Consider the following 17,271-nt stretch of genomic DNA (forward strand, 5'->3'; position numbering starts at 1 on the left):
CCCAGAGTAATGCTTTTTTTAAATAGCAAAAAATCCGCCAACCAAATAGAAAATATAACTAATGTCATCATTTACGATTCGCCTTCTTCATCTATCATCTCTATTGATAGATCCTCTCGTAGTTCCGCAAATAACTGAGAATAGCGGCTTAATTCTTGTTGTGTCGAAACAAACAAAGGATATATTTTGTTGTATATGCGGCTGGCTTTTTTCTGAACAGCCACTTGTTGTGCTAATTCAATATATGCGGAAGCTTCACCTAATGTTTCGATTCTGCCCTGACTCTGCCAACCTAATATGACTGCCCCTAACGCTGAGGCTTCTTTAACTTTTGGAAAACGGATAGGTTGTCCCAATACATCTGCCATGATCTGCCGAAATAACACTGATTGAGCAAAGCCACCAGTTGCACGTAACTCAATCACTTGATCGGGTGGACAGATACCTCGCAAAATTCGTTTGAGATTAAAACAAACCCCTTCCAGGACCGCTCGCATCATGTCTTTTTCTGTATGCCATCGTTGCAGACCAATAAAACTTCCAAATGCCTCCGCATCCCACAAAGGTGCTCGTTCACCCAATAAATACGGTTGAAAAATCAGCCCATTGGCGCCAGGCGGGACAAAAGCGATTTCTGAAAGGACTGCTTGATACGGATCTTCTCCTTGTTCCTTAGCTCGTTGAACGACATCTTGCATCAATGTATGGACCGCCCAATCAAAGATCCCTGCGCCATTACTTGTTGCTCCTCCGATGACCCAGTGTGTTTGATCCAAAACGTAACAAAAGGTTTCCATTGTTGGATGGAGCTTTGGGCGATTCGAAATAAATCGTAATGCGCCACTGGTACCGACAGTCAGCGCTGCCGTCGTCTCACCAAATGCACCTAAGCCTAAATTGGATAATGGCCCATCGGCTCCACCTAAAATAAATGGAATTTCTTGATCAAAATGAAATCTCGTACGAGCTTGTTCTGTTAATTTCGTGAACTGGGTAGTCGCAGGTGCTACTCTCGGTAATTGCTCTTCTTGTATCCCTAACTCTTCAAGAATAGGCTCTGACCATTGGAACCGGTGGATATCGAAGTACCCTGTGCCAGAAGCAGTACTATAATCACTGACTAATTCAGCAAACAGCTCATAAAAAAGATAGTCTTTGATCCCTACAAAATAAGCCGCTTGCTCAAATAAATCAGGAAATTCGTTTTTCAACCAATTGATTTTGATCAGTGGCGACATTGGATGGATCGGCGTACCCGTTCGTTCATAGATCACTCGACCTTTTTTAGTTGCTTTTAATTTTTCTGCTTCATTGACAGCACGAGTGTCTGCCCAAGTAAACATACGAGTTAAAGGTTTTTTATTTTTATCTAATAAAATCAAGCTGTGCATGGCTGTTGAAAATGAAATGAATTGGATTGTCTGTGCTGGCAATTGTTGGATCACTTCATTGATGACCGTATACACTGCATGGACGATCACTTCCTGATCTTGTTCAGCCATCCCTTGGATTTCTTGGATCAGCGGGTAATGAAAGTAGGCTGTAGCTACTTCTTCTGCTTGTTCATTGAATGCAACTGCTTTCGTTTGCGTAGTACCGATATCGACCCCGACTGCAATCATTATTTTTTCCACCTCTCTTCTCCTTTTTTGCGTATCTTAATCAAAAGGAGGTTGGTCTGATGTTTCTTTATTTTATCATTGGTTGTTGCTTTGGTTCTTTTTTGTGCTTGGTCGCACAACGCGTTCCTCAAGACCTTTCTATTATTTCCCCTCGTTCACATTGTGTCAACTGTCACCAAACATTGCGTTGGTATGAGTTGATTCCATTACTTTCGATCCTCATGCAACGATTTCGTTGCCGCTCTTGTCAGACCAAACTTTCACCCATGTATCCACTGGCCGAGTTGATCAGCGGTACGCTATTTATGTATGCAGGATGCTATTCGCCAGATACAGTTCATTTGATTTGGCTATTCACTGCTTTTTTATTTTCGTTGATGGATATTTTTTACCTTGCGATCGACACTCGCATTCTTTACTTCTCATGGACTTTCTTATGGGCCTACTGGGTGCTGACTGAGCAGTTTCACTTAGAAACCAGCTTTGCGTTCGGCTTGATCAGTTACGGTTTGCTGCGTTATGGGCAAGCTTATTTAGGGGCAGGTGATACGTTACTCTTACTTAGTTGGAGTGGTGGGTTAGCCTCCACACATTTTCTCATGCTTATGTTTATCGCCAGTTGTCTTGGTTTAAGTTATTTTTGTGTCACTGCTTTACTCCATAAGAAAAGAAAGCATCTCCCTTTTGTTCCTTTTCTGAGTATTGCCTTATGGTTGGTCCTCTATTTCCGCTAGTACACAAAAAAGAAGAAGCATCTAGAACAAAATGTCCGACCTTCCTCTTTTCTTATTACTTAAAATTCATATTTTCTAGTAACTTATACTGCTAGTCTTTCCAGTTTTTTCTAAGGAATCCCGCCCGACCAGAGCCTTCACGATACAACTGATAATGGATCTTGTTTTTCTTGTAGTAATCTTGATGATACTCCTCTGCGGGATAAAAGGTCGTACGAGGTTCGATCTTTGTGACGATCGGTTGATCGAAACGGCCACTTGCTTGTAACTGTTGTTTTGAGTTTTCTGCGGCTTCACGTTCTGCTTCATCACTATAATAAATGACCGGACGATAAGAGTCCCCACGATCAGCAAACTGCCCTAAAGCATCTGTCGGATCGGTCTGTTGCCAATAAATCTCGACCAATTGTGCATAGGTGATGATTTCAGGATCATATTCGATTTCTACCGCTTCAGTATGACCTGTTGTTCCAGTCGTCACTTGTTCGTAGGTTGGATTTGGTACATGTCCTCCAGTATAACCGGAAGTAACGGAGAGGATACCTGATTGTGTTTCAAACGGTTTGACCATACACCAAAAACAGCCACCTGCAAATACAGCTTTTTTCACTGCCATTTCTTATCAGCTCCTTTGGTTTTATCATACTCGTTTTCATTGAAATAAATAGTAATATGCTTGTTTTACCCCCTACCGGTATTTTTAGCCTATTTTTATTGTTTTTCTTTTATTATTTGAAAACTTGTGGATAAATTTTGGTACACATAATAATTATCCCCTGTGGATATCTATTGCCATTTCTTTTATCCACAGATCCCTTTTACTTTCTTGATTCTAGTTTATCCACAAAAAAAAGGTCAAGTCCCTCAAACAGGAACTTGACCTTCTTTATGTGAACTCATGGTTTATCGTGTTTGCTCGTTCATCGCATCTTCAGCAGCCATTTGTGCTTCGATGTCAGAAATGCTATACACGTTTTCACTTGCAACGCCAACTTCTTTTGGTTCCATGTTGCGGTAACGTGGCATACCAGTACCAGCTGGAATGATCTTACCGATGATAACATTTTCTTTCAAACCAAGAAGTGGATCTTTTTTGCCTCGGATCGCAGCATCAGTCAAGACACGAGTTGTTTCTTGGAAGGATGCAGCTGATAAGAAGCTGTTTGTTTCTAATGATGCTTTTGTGATACCTAGCAAGACTGGACGAGATGTCGCAGGAACGCCACCAGCAACTAACGTATTGTAGTTTTGGTCTTTGAAGTCTGCGATATCTAACAGTGTACCTGGCAAGATTTCTGTATCGCCTGGGTCCATGACGCGCACTTTACGAAGCATTTGGCGAACCATTACTTCGATATGTTTGTCGCCGATTTCTACCCCTTGCATACGGTAAACGCGTTGTACTTCACGTAATAGATAGTTTTCAACAGATAGAACGTCACGTACTTGCAACAATTGTTTTGGATCGATTGATCCTTCTGTCAATGGTGCACCACGATGGATCATATCGCCTTCAGCGACTTTCATACGTGCAGTGTAAGGCACTGTATACGTACGTGTATCTGTTTTCCCTTTGATTGTTACTTCTTTGGTACGTGTAGCAGGATCTTCAGAGATATCGATGACATCCCCTGTTACTTCAGTGATCACTGCTTGCCCTTTCGGATTACGTGCTTCAAAGATTTCTTGGACACGAGGAAGACCTTGAGTGATATCATCTCCGGCAACCCCACCCGTATGGAACGTACGCATTGTTAACTGAGTACCTGGTTCACCGATTGATTGAGCGGCGATCGTACCAACTGCTTCTCCGACTTCAACGTCAGAACCAGTTGCCAAGTTACGTCCGTAACAATGTTTGCAGACACCATGTTTTGTGTTACATGTGAAGACCGAACGGATCGTTACAGTTTCAACACCTGCATCAACGATTTGTTTTGCAACATCTTCAGAGATCAATTGATTTCCGGCGATGATCATTTCGTTGGTTTCAGGATGACGAACTTCTTTACGAGTGTAACGTCCAATCAAACGATCTTCAAGAGATTCGATGATTTCATTTCCTTCACGGATTGCTTGGATCTCAAGACCGCGGTCAGTGCCACAATCTTCTTCACGAATGATGACATCTTGGGCAACGTCAACTAAACGACGTGTCAAGTAACCAGAATCGGCTGTCTTCAAGGCTGTATCGGTCATTCCTTTACGAGCCCCGTGAGTTGAGATAAACATTTCCAAGACAGAAAGTCCTTCGCGGAAGTTCGAAATGATCGGCAATTCCATGATACGTCCATTCGGTGCGGCCATCAATCCACGCATACCAGCAAGCTGAGTAAAGTTGGAGATGTTACCACGGGCACCAGAATCTGACATCATGAAGATTGGGTTTTTCGCTTCCAAACCTTCCATCAGTTTTTGTTGGATGCTGTCTTTCGCAGAGTTCCAAACAGCGATTACTCGTTCATAACGCTCGTCGTCAGTGATCAAACCACGACGGAATTGCTTCGTGATCGACTCTACTTGTTTATGTGCTTCGTCAATGATCACTTGTTTTTCATTCAAGACACTGATGTCGGCAATCCCTACAGTGATACCTGCATGTGTTGAATGTTTGTATCCTAAGTCTTTCATACGGTCAAGCATCTTAGATGTTTCAGTTACTTTGAAACGTTTGAAGACTTCGGCGATGATGTTTCCTAAGTTTTTCTTCTTGAATGGTAAAACTAGTTCTTGTTCTTTGATGTGAGCAGGAATATCTGTTCCAGCTTCAACAAAGTATTTGTCCGGTGTTTGGACAGTCAAGTTGAAGTCAGTTGGTTCATTCAAGTAAGGGAATTCTGGTGGCATGATCTCGTTGAAGATGATCTTACCAACAGTCGTGATCATCGTGCGTTCTTTCTGCCATTCTGTAAATGGTTTGTCCCCTAATGTCGTTGGGTTCACACCAATACGTGAATGTAAATGAACGTAGCCATTACGCCATGCGATGACTGCTTCGTTTTGGTCTCTAAAGACCATTCCTTCGCCTTCACGACCTTCTTCTTCCATTGTTAGGTAGTAGTTTCCTAAAACCATATCCTGAGAAGGTGTAACAACTGGTTTACCATCTTTTGGATTCAAGATGTTTTGAGCAGCTAACATCAGCATACGTGCTTCTGCTTGTGCTTCTTCGTTCAACGGTACGTGAACGGCCATTTGGTCTCCATCGAAATCGGCATTGTATGCTTCACATACCAATGGATGCAAACGGATCGCACGACCTTGGACAAGAACTGGTTCAAATGCTTGGATACCTAATCTGTGAAGCGTAGGTGCCCGGTTCAATAGAACTGGATGTTCTTTAATGACGTCTTCTAAGACATCCCAAACTTCATCTTCTTGACGTTCGATTTTGCGTTTCGCATTTTTGATGTTTGAAGCAAGTTCACGTTGAACTAATTCGCGCATCACGAATGGTTTGAACAATTCGATCGCCATTTCTTTTGGTAATCCACATTGGTACATTTTCAAGAAAGGACCTACGACGATAACTGAACGACCAGAGTAGTCGACACGTTTACCAAGTAAGTTTTGACGGAAACGACCTTGTTTCCCTTTCAACATATGAGAAAGAGATTTCAATGGGCGGTTACCTGGTCCTGTAACAGGACGGCCACGACGACCGTTATCGATCAACGCATCTACCGCTTCTTGTAACATCCGTTTTTCATTTTGAACGATGATTCCTGGTGCATTCAAGTCTAACAAACGTTTCAAACGATTGTTACGGTTGATCACACGACGATATAGATCGTTCAAGTCACTTGTTGCAAAACGTCCACCTTCTAATTGGACCATTGGTCGTAGATCTGGTGGGATGACAGGGATAACGTCCATGACCATCCAGCTTGGTTCATTGCCAGAAGCACGGAATGCTTCTAAAATGTCCAAACGACGGATCGCGCGTGTACGTTTTTGTCCTTGTGCAGATTTCAACTCTTCTTTCAACTCAGCCGCTTCGCCATCCAAATCAACGTTATCAAGTAATTGTTTGATTGCTTCCGCGCCCATTGCTGCTTGGAATTCTTGTCCATATTGTTCACGTTTTTCGCGGTATTCGCGTTCAGTCAACAATTGTTTTTTCTCTAAGCTTGTGTTTCCTGGTTCAATGACAACATATGAGGCAAAGTAAATGATTTCTTCTAATGCGCGTGGGCTCATGTCTAATACAAGACCCATACGAGAAGGAATACCTTTGAAATACCAGATATGTGAAACAGGTGCTGCTAATTCGATATGACCCATACGTTCACGACGAACTTTTGAACGAGTCACTTCCACACCGCAGCGATCACAAACGATTCCTTTATAACGGATACGTTTATATTTTCCGCAGGCACATTCCCAGTCTTTTGTAGGACCAAAAATCCGCTCACAGAACAACCCTTCGCGCTCAGGTTTTAAGGTACGATAGTTAATCGTCTCAGGTTTTTTTACTTCACCGTAAGACCAGCTTCTGATTTTTTCGGGAGAAGCCAAACCTATTTGCATACTTTCGAATTTATTTACATCGATCAAAAGGGGTTCCCTCCATTTCGTTTAATGGCAAAACCGTAAGGCGGCTGATCTTCGACCGCCTCACAGTATCTCAGACCGGATTAGTCTAAATTATCTTCTGCGGTTTCAAAGTTTTGGATGATATCTTGTCTTTCATCTTCGACTTGTTCAGCAGCTTGTTTTTCTAGTTCTTTTGCTGTTTGTTGTTCAGCGAATTTTGTCAAAGCATCCACTGTGATCAAATCATCGTCTTCGTCATCCATGTCGCGAAGTTCAATCTCGCTGTCTTGGATGTCTAGGACACGCATGTCTAATCCTAGTGATTGTAATTCTTTAACTAATACGCGGAAGGATTCAGGTACACCTGGTTTTGGAATTGGTTCACCTTTGACGATTGCTTCGTATGTTTTCACACGTCCGACTACGTCATCTGATTTGTATGTCAAGATTTCTTGTAAGGTATAAGCCGCACCGTATGCTTCCAGTGCCCAAACTTCCATTTCCCCAAAACGTTGTCCACCAAATTGCGCTTTACCACCTAATGGTTGTTGCGTAACTAGTGAGTAAGGTCCAATTGAACGTGCATGTAACTTGTCGTCAACCATGTGAGCAAGTTTGATCATGTACATCACACCGACAGACACACGTCCGTCAAATGGTTCACCTGTACGTCCGTCATAAAGAACAGTTTTCGCATCGCTAGCCATACCAGCTTCACGAACTGTTTCCCATACGTCTTCATCACTTGCACCATCAAATACTGGTGTTGCAACGTGGATGCCTAATTGACGGGCAGCCATCCCTAAATGCAATTCCAATACTTGTCCGATGTTCATACGTGATGGTACCCCTAGTGGGTTCAACATGATGTCGATCGGTGTTCCATCAGGTAAGAATGGCATATCTTCTTCCGGCATAATACGGGAAACAACCCCTTTATTACCGTGACGTCCGGCCATTTTATCCCCTTCATGGATTTTACGTTTTTGAACGATATACACACGAACTAACATGTTGACACCTGGTGATAATTCATCGCCAGCTTCACGAGTAAAGATCTTCACATCGTGAACGATCCCGCCTCCACCATGCGGTACACGTAGAGAAGTATCACGTACTTCACGTGCTTTTTCACCGAAGATCGCATGCAATAATCTTTCTTCTGCTGAAAGTTCAGTTACCCCTTTTGGTGTTACTTTACCGACTAATAAGTCACCGTCTTGGACTTCTGCCCCAATACGAATGATCCCCATTTCGTCTAAGTCTTTCAATGCGTCTTCACCGACGTTCGGGATTTCGCGAGTGATTTCTTCAGGTCCTAATTTTGTATCACGAGCTTCTGATTCATATTCTTCAATATGGATCGATGTGTACACATCGTCTTTGACAAGACGACGACTCATGATGATCGCATCTTCGTAGTTGTATCCTTCCCAAGTCATGAAACCGACTAAGACGTTTTGTCCTAGAGCCATTTCGCCTTGTTCCATTGATGGTCCGTCTGCCAAGGTATCCCCTTTTTCGACTTTCTCACCTAAATGAACGATTGGGCGTTGGTTGTAACTTGTTCCAGAGTTTGAACGACGGAATTTTGTCACTGAGTATTTGTCTAATGCGCCATTGTCGCGACGTACGCGGATCTCAGAAGCATCAACAAATTCAACTACACCATCGTGTTTACATAGTAACGCAGCTCCTGAGTCATGAGCTGATTTATATTCCATACCAGTACCAACCCAAGGTGCTTGTGGATTGATCAATGGCACTGCTTGACGCTGCATGTTGGCACCCATCAAGGCACGGTTGGAGTCATCGTTTTCCAAGAAAGGAATACATGCTGTCGCTACCGCAACTACTTGTTTCGGTGAAACGTCCATATAATCGACTTTATCGATCGATACTTCTAAGTTTTCACTTTGGGCACGAGCCATGACGATTTCTTCAGCAAATGTACCGTCATCATTCAACTTACTGTTTGCTTGGGCAACGATATAATGGTCCTCGATGTCAGCTGTTAAATAATCGATTTGCTCTGTCACACGTCCTGTTTCACGATCAACACGACGATAAGGCGTTTCGATAAAACCAAATTTGTTTACTTTCGCGTAACTAGATAAACTATTGATCAACCCGATATTTGGTCCCTCAGGCGTTTCGATCGGACACATACGGCCATAGTGGGAGTAGTGAACGTCACGTACTTCATAGCCGGCACGGTCACGAGTCAAACCACCAGGTCCTAAGGCAGAAAGACGACGTTTGTGTGTCAATTCGCCCAATGGATTGGTTTGGTCCATGAACTGAGACAATTGTGAAGAACCAAAGAATTCTTTGATACTTGCAACAACTGGACGGATATTGATCAATTGTTGTGGTGTCAATGTTTCTGTATCTTGGATCGACATTCTTTCACGTACGACACGTTCCATACGTGCTAATCCGATACGGAATTGATTTTGTAAAAGTTCTCCGACAGAACGGATACGACGATTTCCTAAGTGGTCGATATCGTCCACGTTGCCGATGCCTTCCATCAAGTTCAAGAAATAGCTCATTGAAGCAACGATATCCGCTGGACGAACAGTTTTCACTGTTGTGTCTGGATAGCCGTTACCGATCACGTTAACTTCACGTTCTGGGTCTTTTGGTGAAAAGACTTTGATCACTTGGACAGTCATTGGATCAGTGACTACGCCATCTTCTGTTGGGTAGTAAGTCACTGAGTTCAAACCATTGTCGATGAACGGTGCTAATGTTTCCATCACTTGATGGGTCAAAGCTGTTCCTTTTTCAACAATGATCTCGCCTGTTTCAGGATCAACCAACGTTTCAGCTAACGTTAAGTTCAATAGACGTGTTTTCAAGTCTAATTTTTTGTTTACTTTGTAACGACCAACATTTGCTAAGTCGTAACGTTTTGGATCAAAGAAGCGGGCATTCAGCAAGTTACGTGAACTATCTGCTGTTTTTGGTTCGCCTGGGCGAAGACGCTCGTAGATGTCTTTTAATCCTTCTTCTGTTCTAGAATCACTTGCATTTTTGTGTAAATCTTTTTCGATCGTGTTACGTAATGTTTCACTATCCCCAAAGATTTCAAAAATCGTGTCATCTGAACCGAAACCTAATGCACGAACTAACACCGTCAATGGAATCTTACGTGTGCGGTCGATACGTACATAAGAGATGTCTTTTGCATCAGTTTCCATTTCTAACCATGCGCCACGGTTAGGGATCACAGTTGAACCGAATCCTTCTTTACCGTTTTTGTCTACTTTCCCATGGAAGTAAACACCTGGTGAACGGACTAATTGGGAAACGATAACACGTTCCGCACCGTTGATGATGAATGTACCTTGCTCTGTCATCAATGGGAAATCACCGAAGAATACTTCTTGCGCTTTGATTTCACCTGTCTCACGGTTTGTTAAACGTAAAGTCACATGTAATGGTGCAGAGTAATTTGCGTCATGTGCGCGTGCTTCTGCTACTGTGTACTTTGGTTCTTTCAATTCATAATCTACAAATTCCAAAGAAAGATTGCCATTGAAGTCATCGATTGGCAAAATATCTTCAAACATTTCTCTTAGTCCTTCATCCAAGAACCATTGGTACGAGTCTGTTTGAATTTCGATCAAATTTGGTAATTCCAACACTTCACTGATTCGTGCGAAACTTCTACGTTCGCGATGTTTTCCGTATTTTACTACGTGTCCAGCCAAGCTCTTCACCCCTCTAAAATGTCATTCAAAAAGACTACCCGATCAATTGTTACAATAATATTAAAAATATTATATTTAGGTAACAACAGACATTTTTTGCGGCTTTTAGGCAAAAAAAAACCAAAAATAGAACGTTCTCTTGAGTACTTGCCTACGTGAGCTTCTACTTTTGTTTCCTTATATTAAAGCCGAAACGGACAATATTTCGTTTCTGCCTTCGCTTCATCAGATAGTTTTTGCAACTTCATATAATACACTGTTTAAACGTAAAAGTCAACACTTCCTGGCGTTTCCTGTAAATTTTCGTAATTGTTTCTTAATCTTTCTTTTTGTTTCAATTTCGTCCAATCCTAATTGATTGATTCTTTTCTACAAAACCTCTTTGTCTTTACAGATACTAAAACAAAAAGGATGGCACACTGTCCTCATTCGATCATAAATCTGCTAATATATATAGTAGAAAGGAGTTTGATCCATGACGACAAAAGCCAAGGTACTACACCTTTTAAAAAGCACGCCCACATTTTTATCCGGAGAGAAAATCGCGCAACAGCTGAATGTTTCTCGGACAAGTATTTGGAAAGCCATCAAAGAATTAGAAAAAGAAGGGTTTCGCTTTGAGCACCAAGCAAAAGGATACCGTTATCTCCCATCCGATGTGTTAGATGCTACAGAAATCGCGCAAGAATTACGCCCTTTTGACGTGCAAGTGAACGTGCTAGCTCAATCTGAATCCACTATGAAAGATGCGAAATTTGCTTCTGGCATCGACACGACGAAACCTAGTTTGTTCGTTGCTGACACGCAAGAACAAGCCCATGGTCGTTTTGGGCGTTCCTTCTTTGCTCAGCCTGGCCAAGGAATCTATATGAGCCTATTATTACATCCACAAAAACATTTTGAGGAATTGCCACAATATACGTTGATCGCTGCCAGTGCTTGTGTCAAAGCAATCCAAGAATTGACAGGAAAACAGGCAACCATTAAATGGGTCAACGATATCTACCTTGAAGGGAAGAAGATTTGTGGCATTTTATCCGAAGCAGTGAGTGATATGGAAGCTGGTGAAATCCGTTCGGTGATTATTGGTGTGGGCTTGAATTTTTCGATCCCTCAAACGCAATTTCCTGATGAGATCCAGCAAAAAGCGACCTCCTTGTTTCCTGATGGTGAAGCATCGATGACTAGAAATCAATTGATCTGCGCGATTTGGAAACATTTCTTTAGGTATTTAGCCGACCCTTCGCACACCTATTTTGATCTTTACACAGAACGGTCATTTGTCCTAGGTAAGTCTGTCAGCTTTACCCGACAAGGAAAATCTTATCAAGGAATTGCCCAAGCAATCGGTCCAAAAGGAGAACTGATCGTAGATACGCCAAACCAGCGCTTCCAACTACTCTCTGGTGAAGTCAGCTTAACAGAAATCGATGGGCTACCATCAGCAAAAAGAGGCTAGTTCGTTTCCTAGCCTCTTTTTTATCAATGGTGGATTTGTCATGCTCGCTTTATTTTCATAAGCTTGATGTCGCGAGAAAACATGCAAGCTTCTTTACGATGTACTATATTTTTTCTACTATGTGCTTGGTTCTATGTTTGAGGTCCTACATGATGTGTTTCATTTTACTTCTGAGTCTACATCTAATTTCTATGTTTGTTCTATGTTTGTTCTATGTTTTAACTATATGTTTTAGTTCTATATGTTTGTTCTATGTTTTAGTTCTATGTTTTAGTTCTATATGTTTGTTCTATGTTCGATTCCCTATTTTAAATAGGATAGTACTATGTGCTATTGTCAGTAGCAGTAGAACAATCAAACTACTGCCTGTCAATACTAATGGACACCTGATAACATTTGCCTACGCTTTTATCTAGATGCTCTGTCGCAATCTGTGATGCACGTCGTCAAGCAATTGAGACCGAGTAACTATTTTTCCCCGAAATAGTTTTCGGCAATCAAGTGGTGTTCTATGTGTGTGTTGTTTCCTCTATTTACTACTTCTAATTCATTCATAAGCGTATCTATTGAAGACCAACGATCGCTTTCTCAGCTTCTTCCTATACAGAACCCTCTTCCATTTAACGCCCCCTTTTTTGTTTTGCTGTCGTTCTGTTTGTATCATAACGCACAAGAAAATGAATGAATTGTTTTGTATTGAATTACAACATTTTTTATTTCCACATTAAATTCAACGATCTCTTACTGGCTCATCCCAACCTCAATTAACTATTCTCAAATTTTGCAAAATTGTAATTGATTTGCTTTAGAAGAAGAAAAATATTCGATCTTCAAGTTGAATTTTTTTACAATCAAACAGCGGATCAAAAATTTATCTGCCGCAGACAAAGGTTGCTGATACTCTTCTTCAATATCACGAAATGAAAAATTTCTTTTCTTCTCACTTAATTTTGTTACGATTTCAATCACCGTTAATTGCGTTAATTCTGATGTATATTCTTTTCTCACAGCTGCTCTCCTTTATTCATAGCGTTCTTTAATCCAGAATATAGCATGGAATTTTTCTTGTTGGGGACAATTTTTTTCCAAAAACAAAAAAAGATTGTTTTAAATAAACGAATCGATCCATTTGAGTAATTTAATCCATAACATGAACGAAAGTCACCTCTGCTCTGCAATCCATCCAAAATAACATCTTTTAGCAAAAGATCAATACTAAAAATTTACATATTATAGAAATAATCGGTACATACCAACAGTTGAAAAATGATATTTTTTTTATATATTAATAAAGATAACTGAGGAGAAACAATGGAGAAACTTAAAAAAAATATAGAGGTGACAAGATTTTTAAATACAGCCATTAGAGATGGTGTTTTAAACCCACAAGCAATCGGTCAAGAAAGTTTATCTCGCTTGAGATTACACATATTGATAAAAGAGCAATCGTTAACTATAAATTTAAAAGCGCCGAATCTTTCTGACAACGCCTTTCATAGGATCAGTAAACAATTAGATGTTGTGAAAAGATTCTCACAACAGACAACATCGATCACAGCTGAAAATATCCAGTTGTCTGCTAAACAAATCGACCAGAAAATTGAACGTTTAAACGAAAAAGACAGCGAGTTGAATGAACAAATCAAGGAAATTAAAAGTGAAGTAAAAAAATATTCGAGCAGAACAGCCAATCCGGATCAATATAACAAGGCAACAACAAAACTCAATAACGTAAATAAAGAACTAAACAATAATCGAAATAACATCTACAGTCATCGCGCAATGAAACTTGTCCTAAAAGAACAAGAACGCCAACAAGCAAAAAGCAATCATCGAGAATCCGTTGATCAGTCGCCGAAACGACAATCCGTTTCTCAAGTAAAATCTGAACCTCGTCAGTCCGTTGTACAAAAGCTTTCTACGCCCCGGCAATCACTCGCACAGCAACAGGAAAAACGAACAGAAAAAATAGACAGCCTGACAGAAAAGATCATGAATACAGAAAAAATAATACAGGCGCTTGCAAAAGAAAGAGATGGTCTCGTTAGCAATCCTAACGTAAAAGAAGAATTCGCTATATACACTGAAGGTATCCAACTTCATCGAAAACAAGCAGATAATCTTTACCATCAACTGGGGACTATTGATTCAAAAATTGCAACGAAGTTAGAAAAAAAATTTGCTGATTCCCCTTATGGCAAAGTCGCTTGTCCACTAACACCTAAAGAAATTTCTGCAATCAAAGTAGCGAAGGCCAATGAAAAGTTCAATCAATCTTACCGCAACTCATCTCCTGAACCTAAAATGAACAAAAAGCTAAGAATAGACACGGGAAAAACCCTGTCCGAAAGCGAAAAAATAGCTGAGAAGAAGAAGTTGATGCAAGCAACTAAACATAATTTGCAGAAAATCGAGAAAAAATTACAAAAGTACCAAAATCGTAAAAAAAATATTTTCGGTCTGATTGCGAATGCCTTTCAAAGAAAAAAAATCCAAAGTTTAAAAGATAAGAAAACTGATTTGATAAACACTCTCGAACAACCGCAAAAAGGTATCCTAAAACCAACATTTAAAGAACAAGTAACTGACGCTCATAATAAACAAGAACAACAAATGAAAAATCAAAAACAGCGTGGAGATCGAACACAATCCCCTGGTTTTAGCAGATCATGATCATCGCCCACACAGATAAAGATTTTCTAGCTAAAGTGGTTCAAGTAATCCATATATTTATAGTTAGTTATTTTATTTACTTTGTTTCATTACAAAAAGATACACGAAATCCCAAAGAGGAAGTTCTATCATTCGATCAATATACATGTTTTATCATTCATTTTACAACGTTTTACAATTACACGTTTTATATCAAAAATTTTTCTTAATAGAAATTATCGGCACTGTATATCAATGAGAAAATGTTATGTTTGTTTATATATAACCAATAAGAAAAGGAGATAGATATGGCTAAGAATGAGCAAGATAAACAACCTATCACACAGGGGGAGAAAACAGCAATCACTCAACTGTCGAATCAAATTATCAACTCTGAAAATAAGATCGAAGAGTTAAAAGGAAAACGAGAGGCACTTGGGGACATTTCGAAATCTTCAGAAAAATATCAAGAACTAACAGAAGCTATCAGAACCCATAGAAAAAGAGTTCATGTTTTGTATGAAAAAATCGAAAAAATTTCACCCCCACATGCCGACAGATTGGAGAAATACATAGATAACCATTTCAGCCAAGACAAAAACGTCACGAAGAGCAATGAGAAAATCGTTAATGAACCTATCTATGAAACCATTCCTGGAGATAGGAAAAATAGGATGAAAGAGGTCGATGTCCCAATCACATCAAAAAGGGCTCGATCAAAAGAAGAAATTCAGTCGGCTGTTAAATCTGCTAATGATAAATTCAATGAAGCCCATAAAGATATATCTTCAAAATCATATGATAAAAGAGAGAGAACAATCGAAATCAAAAAACAACCTATTAAGGATGATAGGAGTCAAAAACTTACGCTAGATAAAGCCAACAAAAAGTTACACCAAACGGAAAAAAACCTAGCTACTTTCAAAAAAAGAAATAAGACGTTAACTGGCAAAATCATGAATTTATTTGGTGGGAAAAATAAAGAAGAATTAATGAACCAAAAAAAATTATTGATTGATCAAATTAAAATTTTAAAAGGAGAACCTGTAAAAGGAATTCTGAAACCGCCGTTGACTGAGAAGTTAGCTAACGCACAGGAAAAGGTCAAAGCTAACGCCCAAGAAAAAGCAAATCCAACACTAAATAATCGACCAAAAACTAATCCTGCTCTTTCAAAGTAAAACAACTTTAAACTAAATAATCTAGGATATTGACCAAAAAATAATGGTCAATATCCTTTTTTATGCTACCAAACAAGCTTTTCCCTTCTTTGTTTTCTCGCTCATGTTTCAAGAGCAAGAAATGGTCACACTAATTTTCCTTACTTAGAAATTATCGGTATAAATCAAGAAGATTAAAATGCTATTTTTGTTTATGTAACCAAGACAAGAGATGAGGAACTAATTATGGATAATCGTAAAGAAAACAATATGTCAGTAGAAAAGATGAGACAGCGCTCAAGGGAATTAAGTAAGCACCTACCAAAAAGTCCAGGTACAGAAATCAAACAACTGACAAAAAGCCTGATGAATACAGTAGCTCGGATTCACGAGCTAAAGGGAGAAAGAGAACAGCTTACCGATCGTTCCACATCTTCAAAAAAATATAGAGAACTAACCACTGGCATCAAAAATAATGAACAAAGAGCGCAGGATTTACTTGATAAAATCGACAAGGTGTCACCAAAACAAGTGGATAAACTGGTAGAACGATATACAGACTCTGCTGAACCGGTCTACAAAACGATGTCTGATGATACGAAAAGCAGGGAAAAAGATGTGCCACTCCCTGAAATACGTGACCGCATAAAAAAAGAAGTGCCTGATGCTGTTGTGGAAGCGAATCGTAAGTTCAATGAAATACATAAAAGTATTTCTAAAGAACCTTATGCGAATCGACAGCAAAAAGTAATGTTTGATACAAAAAAACTAGCAAATGGAATAGATAGAAAAGTGGATTCCAATAAAAATTCTCACAGGAGAGATGAACCGATCTACGAAACGATTCCTGAAAATGCTAAAAGTAATGCGAAAGGGACTGAACCTCCCAGAAAACGTGACCACACAGATAAAGCAATTGGGAAGTCTAGTCATAAGTTACAGGCCACATCATTACAAAAAAAGAGTTTACCTGAGACTCAGAAACTTACATTGAAAGATAGGATCAATCATGCACACCACCAAAAGGAAAACAATCGTCTAAACCAAACACTAAGCAATCGACCACAAACTAGCCCGAGCCTTGGAAGATAAAAAATAAAAAACCAGAGAAATCCTTATCAGTCAAGACTGCATAAGGCTTTCTCTGGTTTTTATCGACTCATTTATTCTTGTCATTCAGCGACATTTCCCCCAAAATGTTAACACTACTGATTGTCAGAATAAACAAAAAAATGAATGTTTTAACTACTTGTTTTGTCCATGGTTCACTCAATATTATGTATTATTTCTTATGTGCTTTGATTTCCCTCCTTTATTCTTCCTCCGTCATTTTATGTACTTACGTCCATAAATAAAACGATGTAAGCTCCTGTTCGATAAACGATCCAT

General features: G+C 39.8%; 10 protein-coding genes. 5 read left to right on the forward strand and 5 right to left on the reverse strand.

Annotated elements, in window-relative coordinates; all coding sequences use genetic code 11:
• Window positions 1-71: 71 nt before the first annotated feature.
• The gene (locus IGK77_RS14490) at window positions 72-1,625 is read right to left on the reverse strand and encodes a gluconokinase (protein WP_074801024.1); all 1,554 of its coding nucleotides are present in this window, start codon (window positions 1,623-1,625) and stop codon (window positions 72-74) included.
• 56 nt (window positions 1,626-1,681) lie between these two features.
• Between IGK77_RS14490 and IGK77_RS14495 the strand changes: the two genes are divergently transcribed.
• Window positions 1,682-2,356: a prepilin peptidase gene (locus IGK77_RS14495; RefSeq protein WP_071867570.1), complete on the forward strand. Its 675-nt coding sequence runs from the start codon at window positions 1,682-1,684 to the stop codon at window positions 2,354-2,356.
• Window positions 2,357-2,447: 91 nt separating this feature from the next.
• On the opposite strand, the gene msrA is transcribed toward IGK77_RS14495, so the two are convergent.
• The 3 genes from msrA to rpoB all read right to left on the reverse strand — a co-directional run bounded on the left by msrA (window position 2,448) and on the right by rpoB (window position 10,611).
• Window positions 2,448-2,972: a peptide-methionine (S)-S-oxide reductase MsrA gene (msrA, locus tag IGK77_RS14500; RefSeq protein ID WP_074800986.1), complete on the reverse strand. Its 525-nt coding sequence runs from the start codon at window positions 2,970-2,972 to the stop codon at window positions 2,448-2,450.
• A 287-nt stretch (window positions 2,973-3,259) separates the two neighbouring features.
• Window positions 3,260-6,913 carry a DNA-directed RNA polymerase subunit beta' gene (gene rpoC / locus IGK77_RS14505; RefSeq protein ID WP_019722521.1) on the reverse strand — a complete coding sequence of 1,218 codons (3,654 nt, stop codon included), beginning with the start codon at window positions 6,911-6,913 and terminating at the stop codon, window positions 3,260-3,262.
• An 80-nt stretch (window positions 6,914-6,993) separates the two neighbouring features.
• Window positions 6,994-10,611, reverse strand: a complete 3,618-nt coding sequence (gene rpoB, locus IGK77_RS14510) for a DNA-directed RNA polymerase subunit beta (protein ID WP_010733925.1) — start codon at window positions 10,609-10,611, stop codon at window positions 6,994-6,996.
• A gap of 475 nt (window positions 10,612-11,086) precedes the next feature.
• Between rpoB and IGK77_RS14515 the strand changes: the two genes are divergently transcribed.
• Entirely contained in the window at window positions 11,087-12,070 is a 984-nt protein-coding gene (locus IGK77_RS14515) for a biotin--[acetyl-CoA-carboxylase] ligase (protein ID WP_074800989.1), read from the forward strand.
• 774 nt (window positions 12,071-12,844) lie between these two features.
• Here the strand turns inward: IGK77_RS14515 and IGK77_RS14520 are convergent.
• Complete coding sequence (locus tag IGK77_RS14520; protein ID WP_071867572.1) at window positions 12,845-13,078, reverse strand: hypothetical protein; 234 nt, start codon at window positions 13,076-13,078, stop codon at window positions 12,845-12,847.
• 303 nt (window positions 13,079-13,381) lie between these two features.
• On the opposite strand from IGK77_RS14520, the gene IGK77_RS14525 reads away from it, so the two are divergent.
• From IGK77_RS14525 to IGK77_RS14535, 3 genes are all read left to right on the forward strand, one after another.
• Window positions 13,382-14,743, forward strand: a complete 1,362-nt coding sequence (locus tag IGK77_RS14525) for a hypothetical protein (protein ID WP_438713230.1) — start codon at window positions 13,382-13,384, stop codon at window positions 14,741-14,743.
• A 287-nt stretch (window positions 14,744-15,030) separates the two neighbouring features.
• Complete coding sequence (locus IGK77_RS14530) at window positions 15,031-15,903, forward strand: hypothetical protein (RefSeq protein ID WP_071867575.1); 873 nt, start codon at window positions 15,031-15,033, stop codon at window positions 15,901-15,903.
• Window positions 15,904-16,128: 225 nt separating this feature from the next.
• Entirely contained in the window at window positions 16,129-16,974 is an 846-nt protein-coding gene (locus tag IGK77_RS14535; RefSeq protein ID WP_071867576.1) for a hypothetical protein, read from the forward strand.
• Window positions 16,975-17,271: the final 297 nt, after the last annotated feature.

This window comes from Enterococcus sp. DIV0806c, assembly GCF_051710905.1.
Taxonomy (GTDB): Bacteria; Bacillota; Bacilli; order Lactobacillales; family Enterococcaceae; genus Enterococcus_B; species Enterococcus_B mundtii.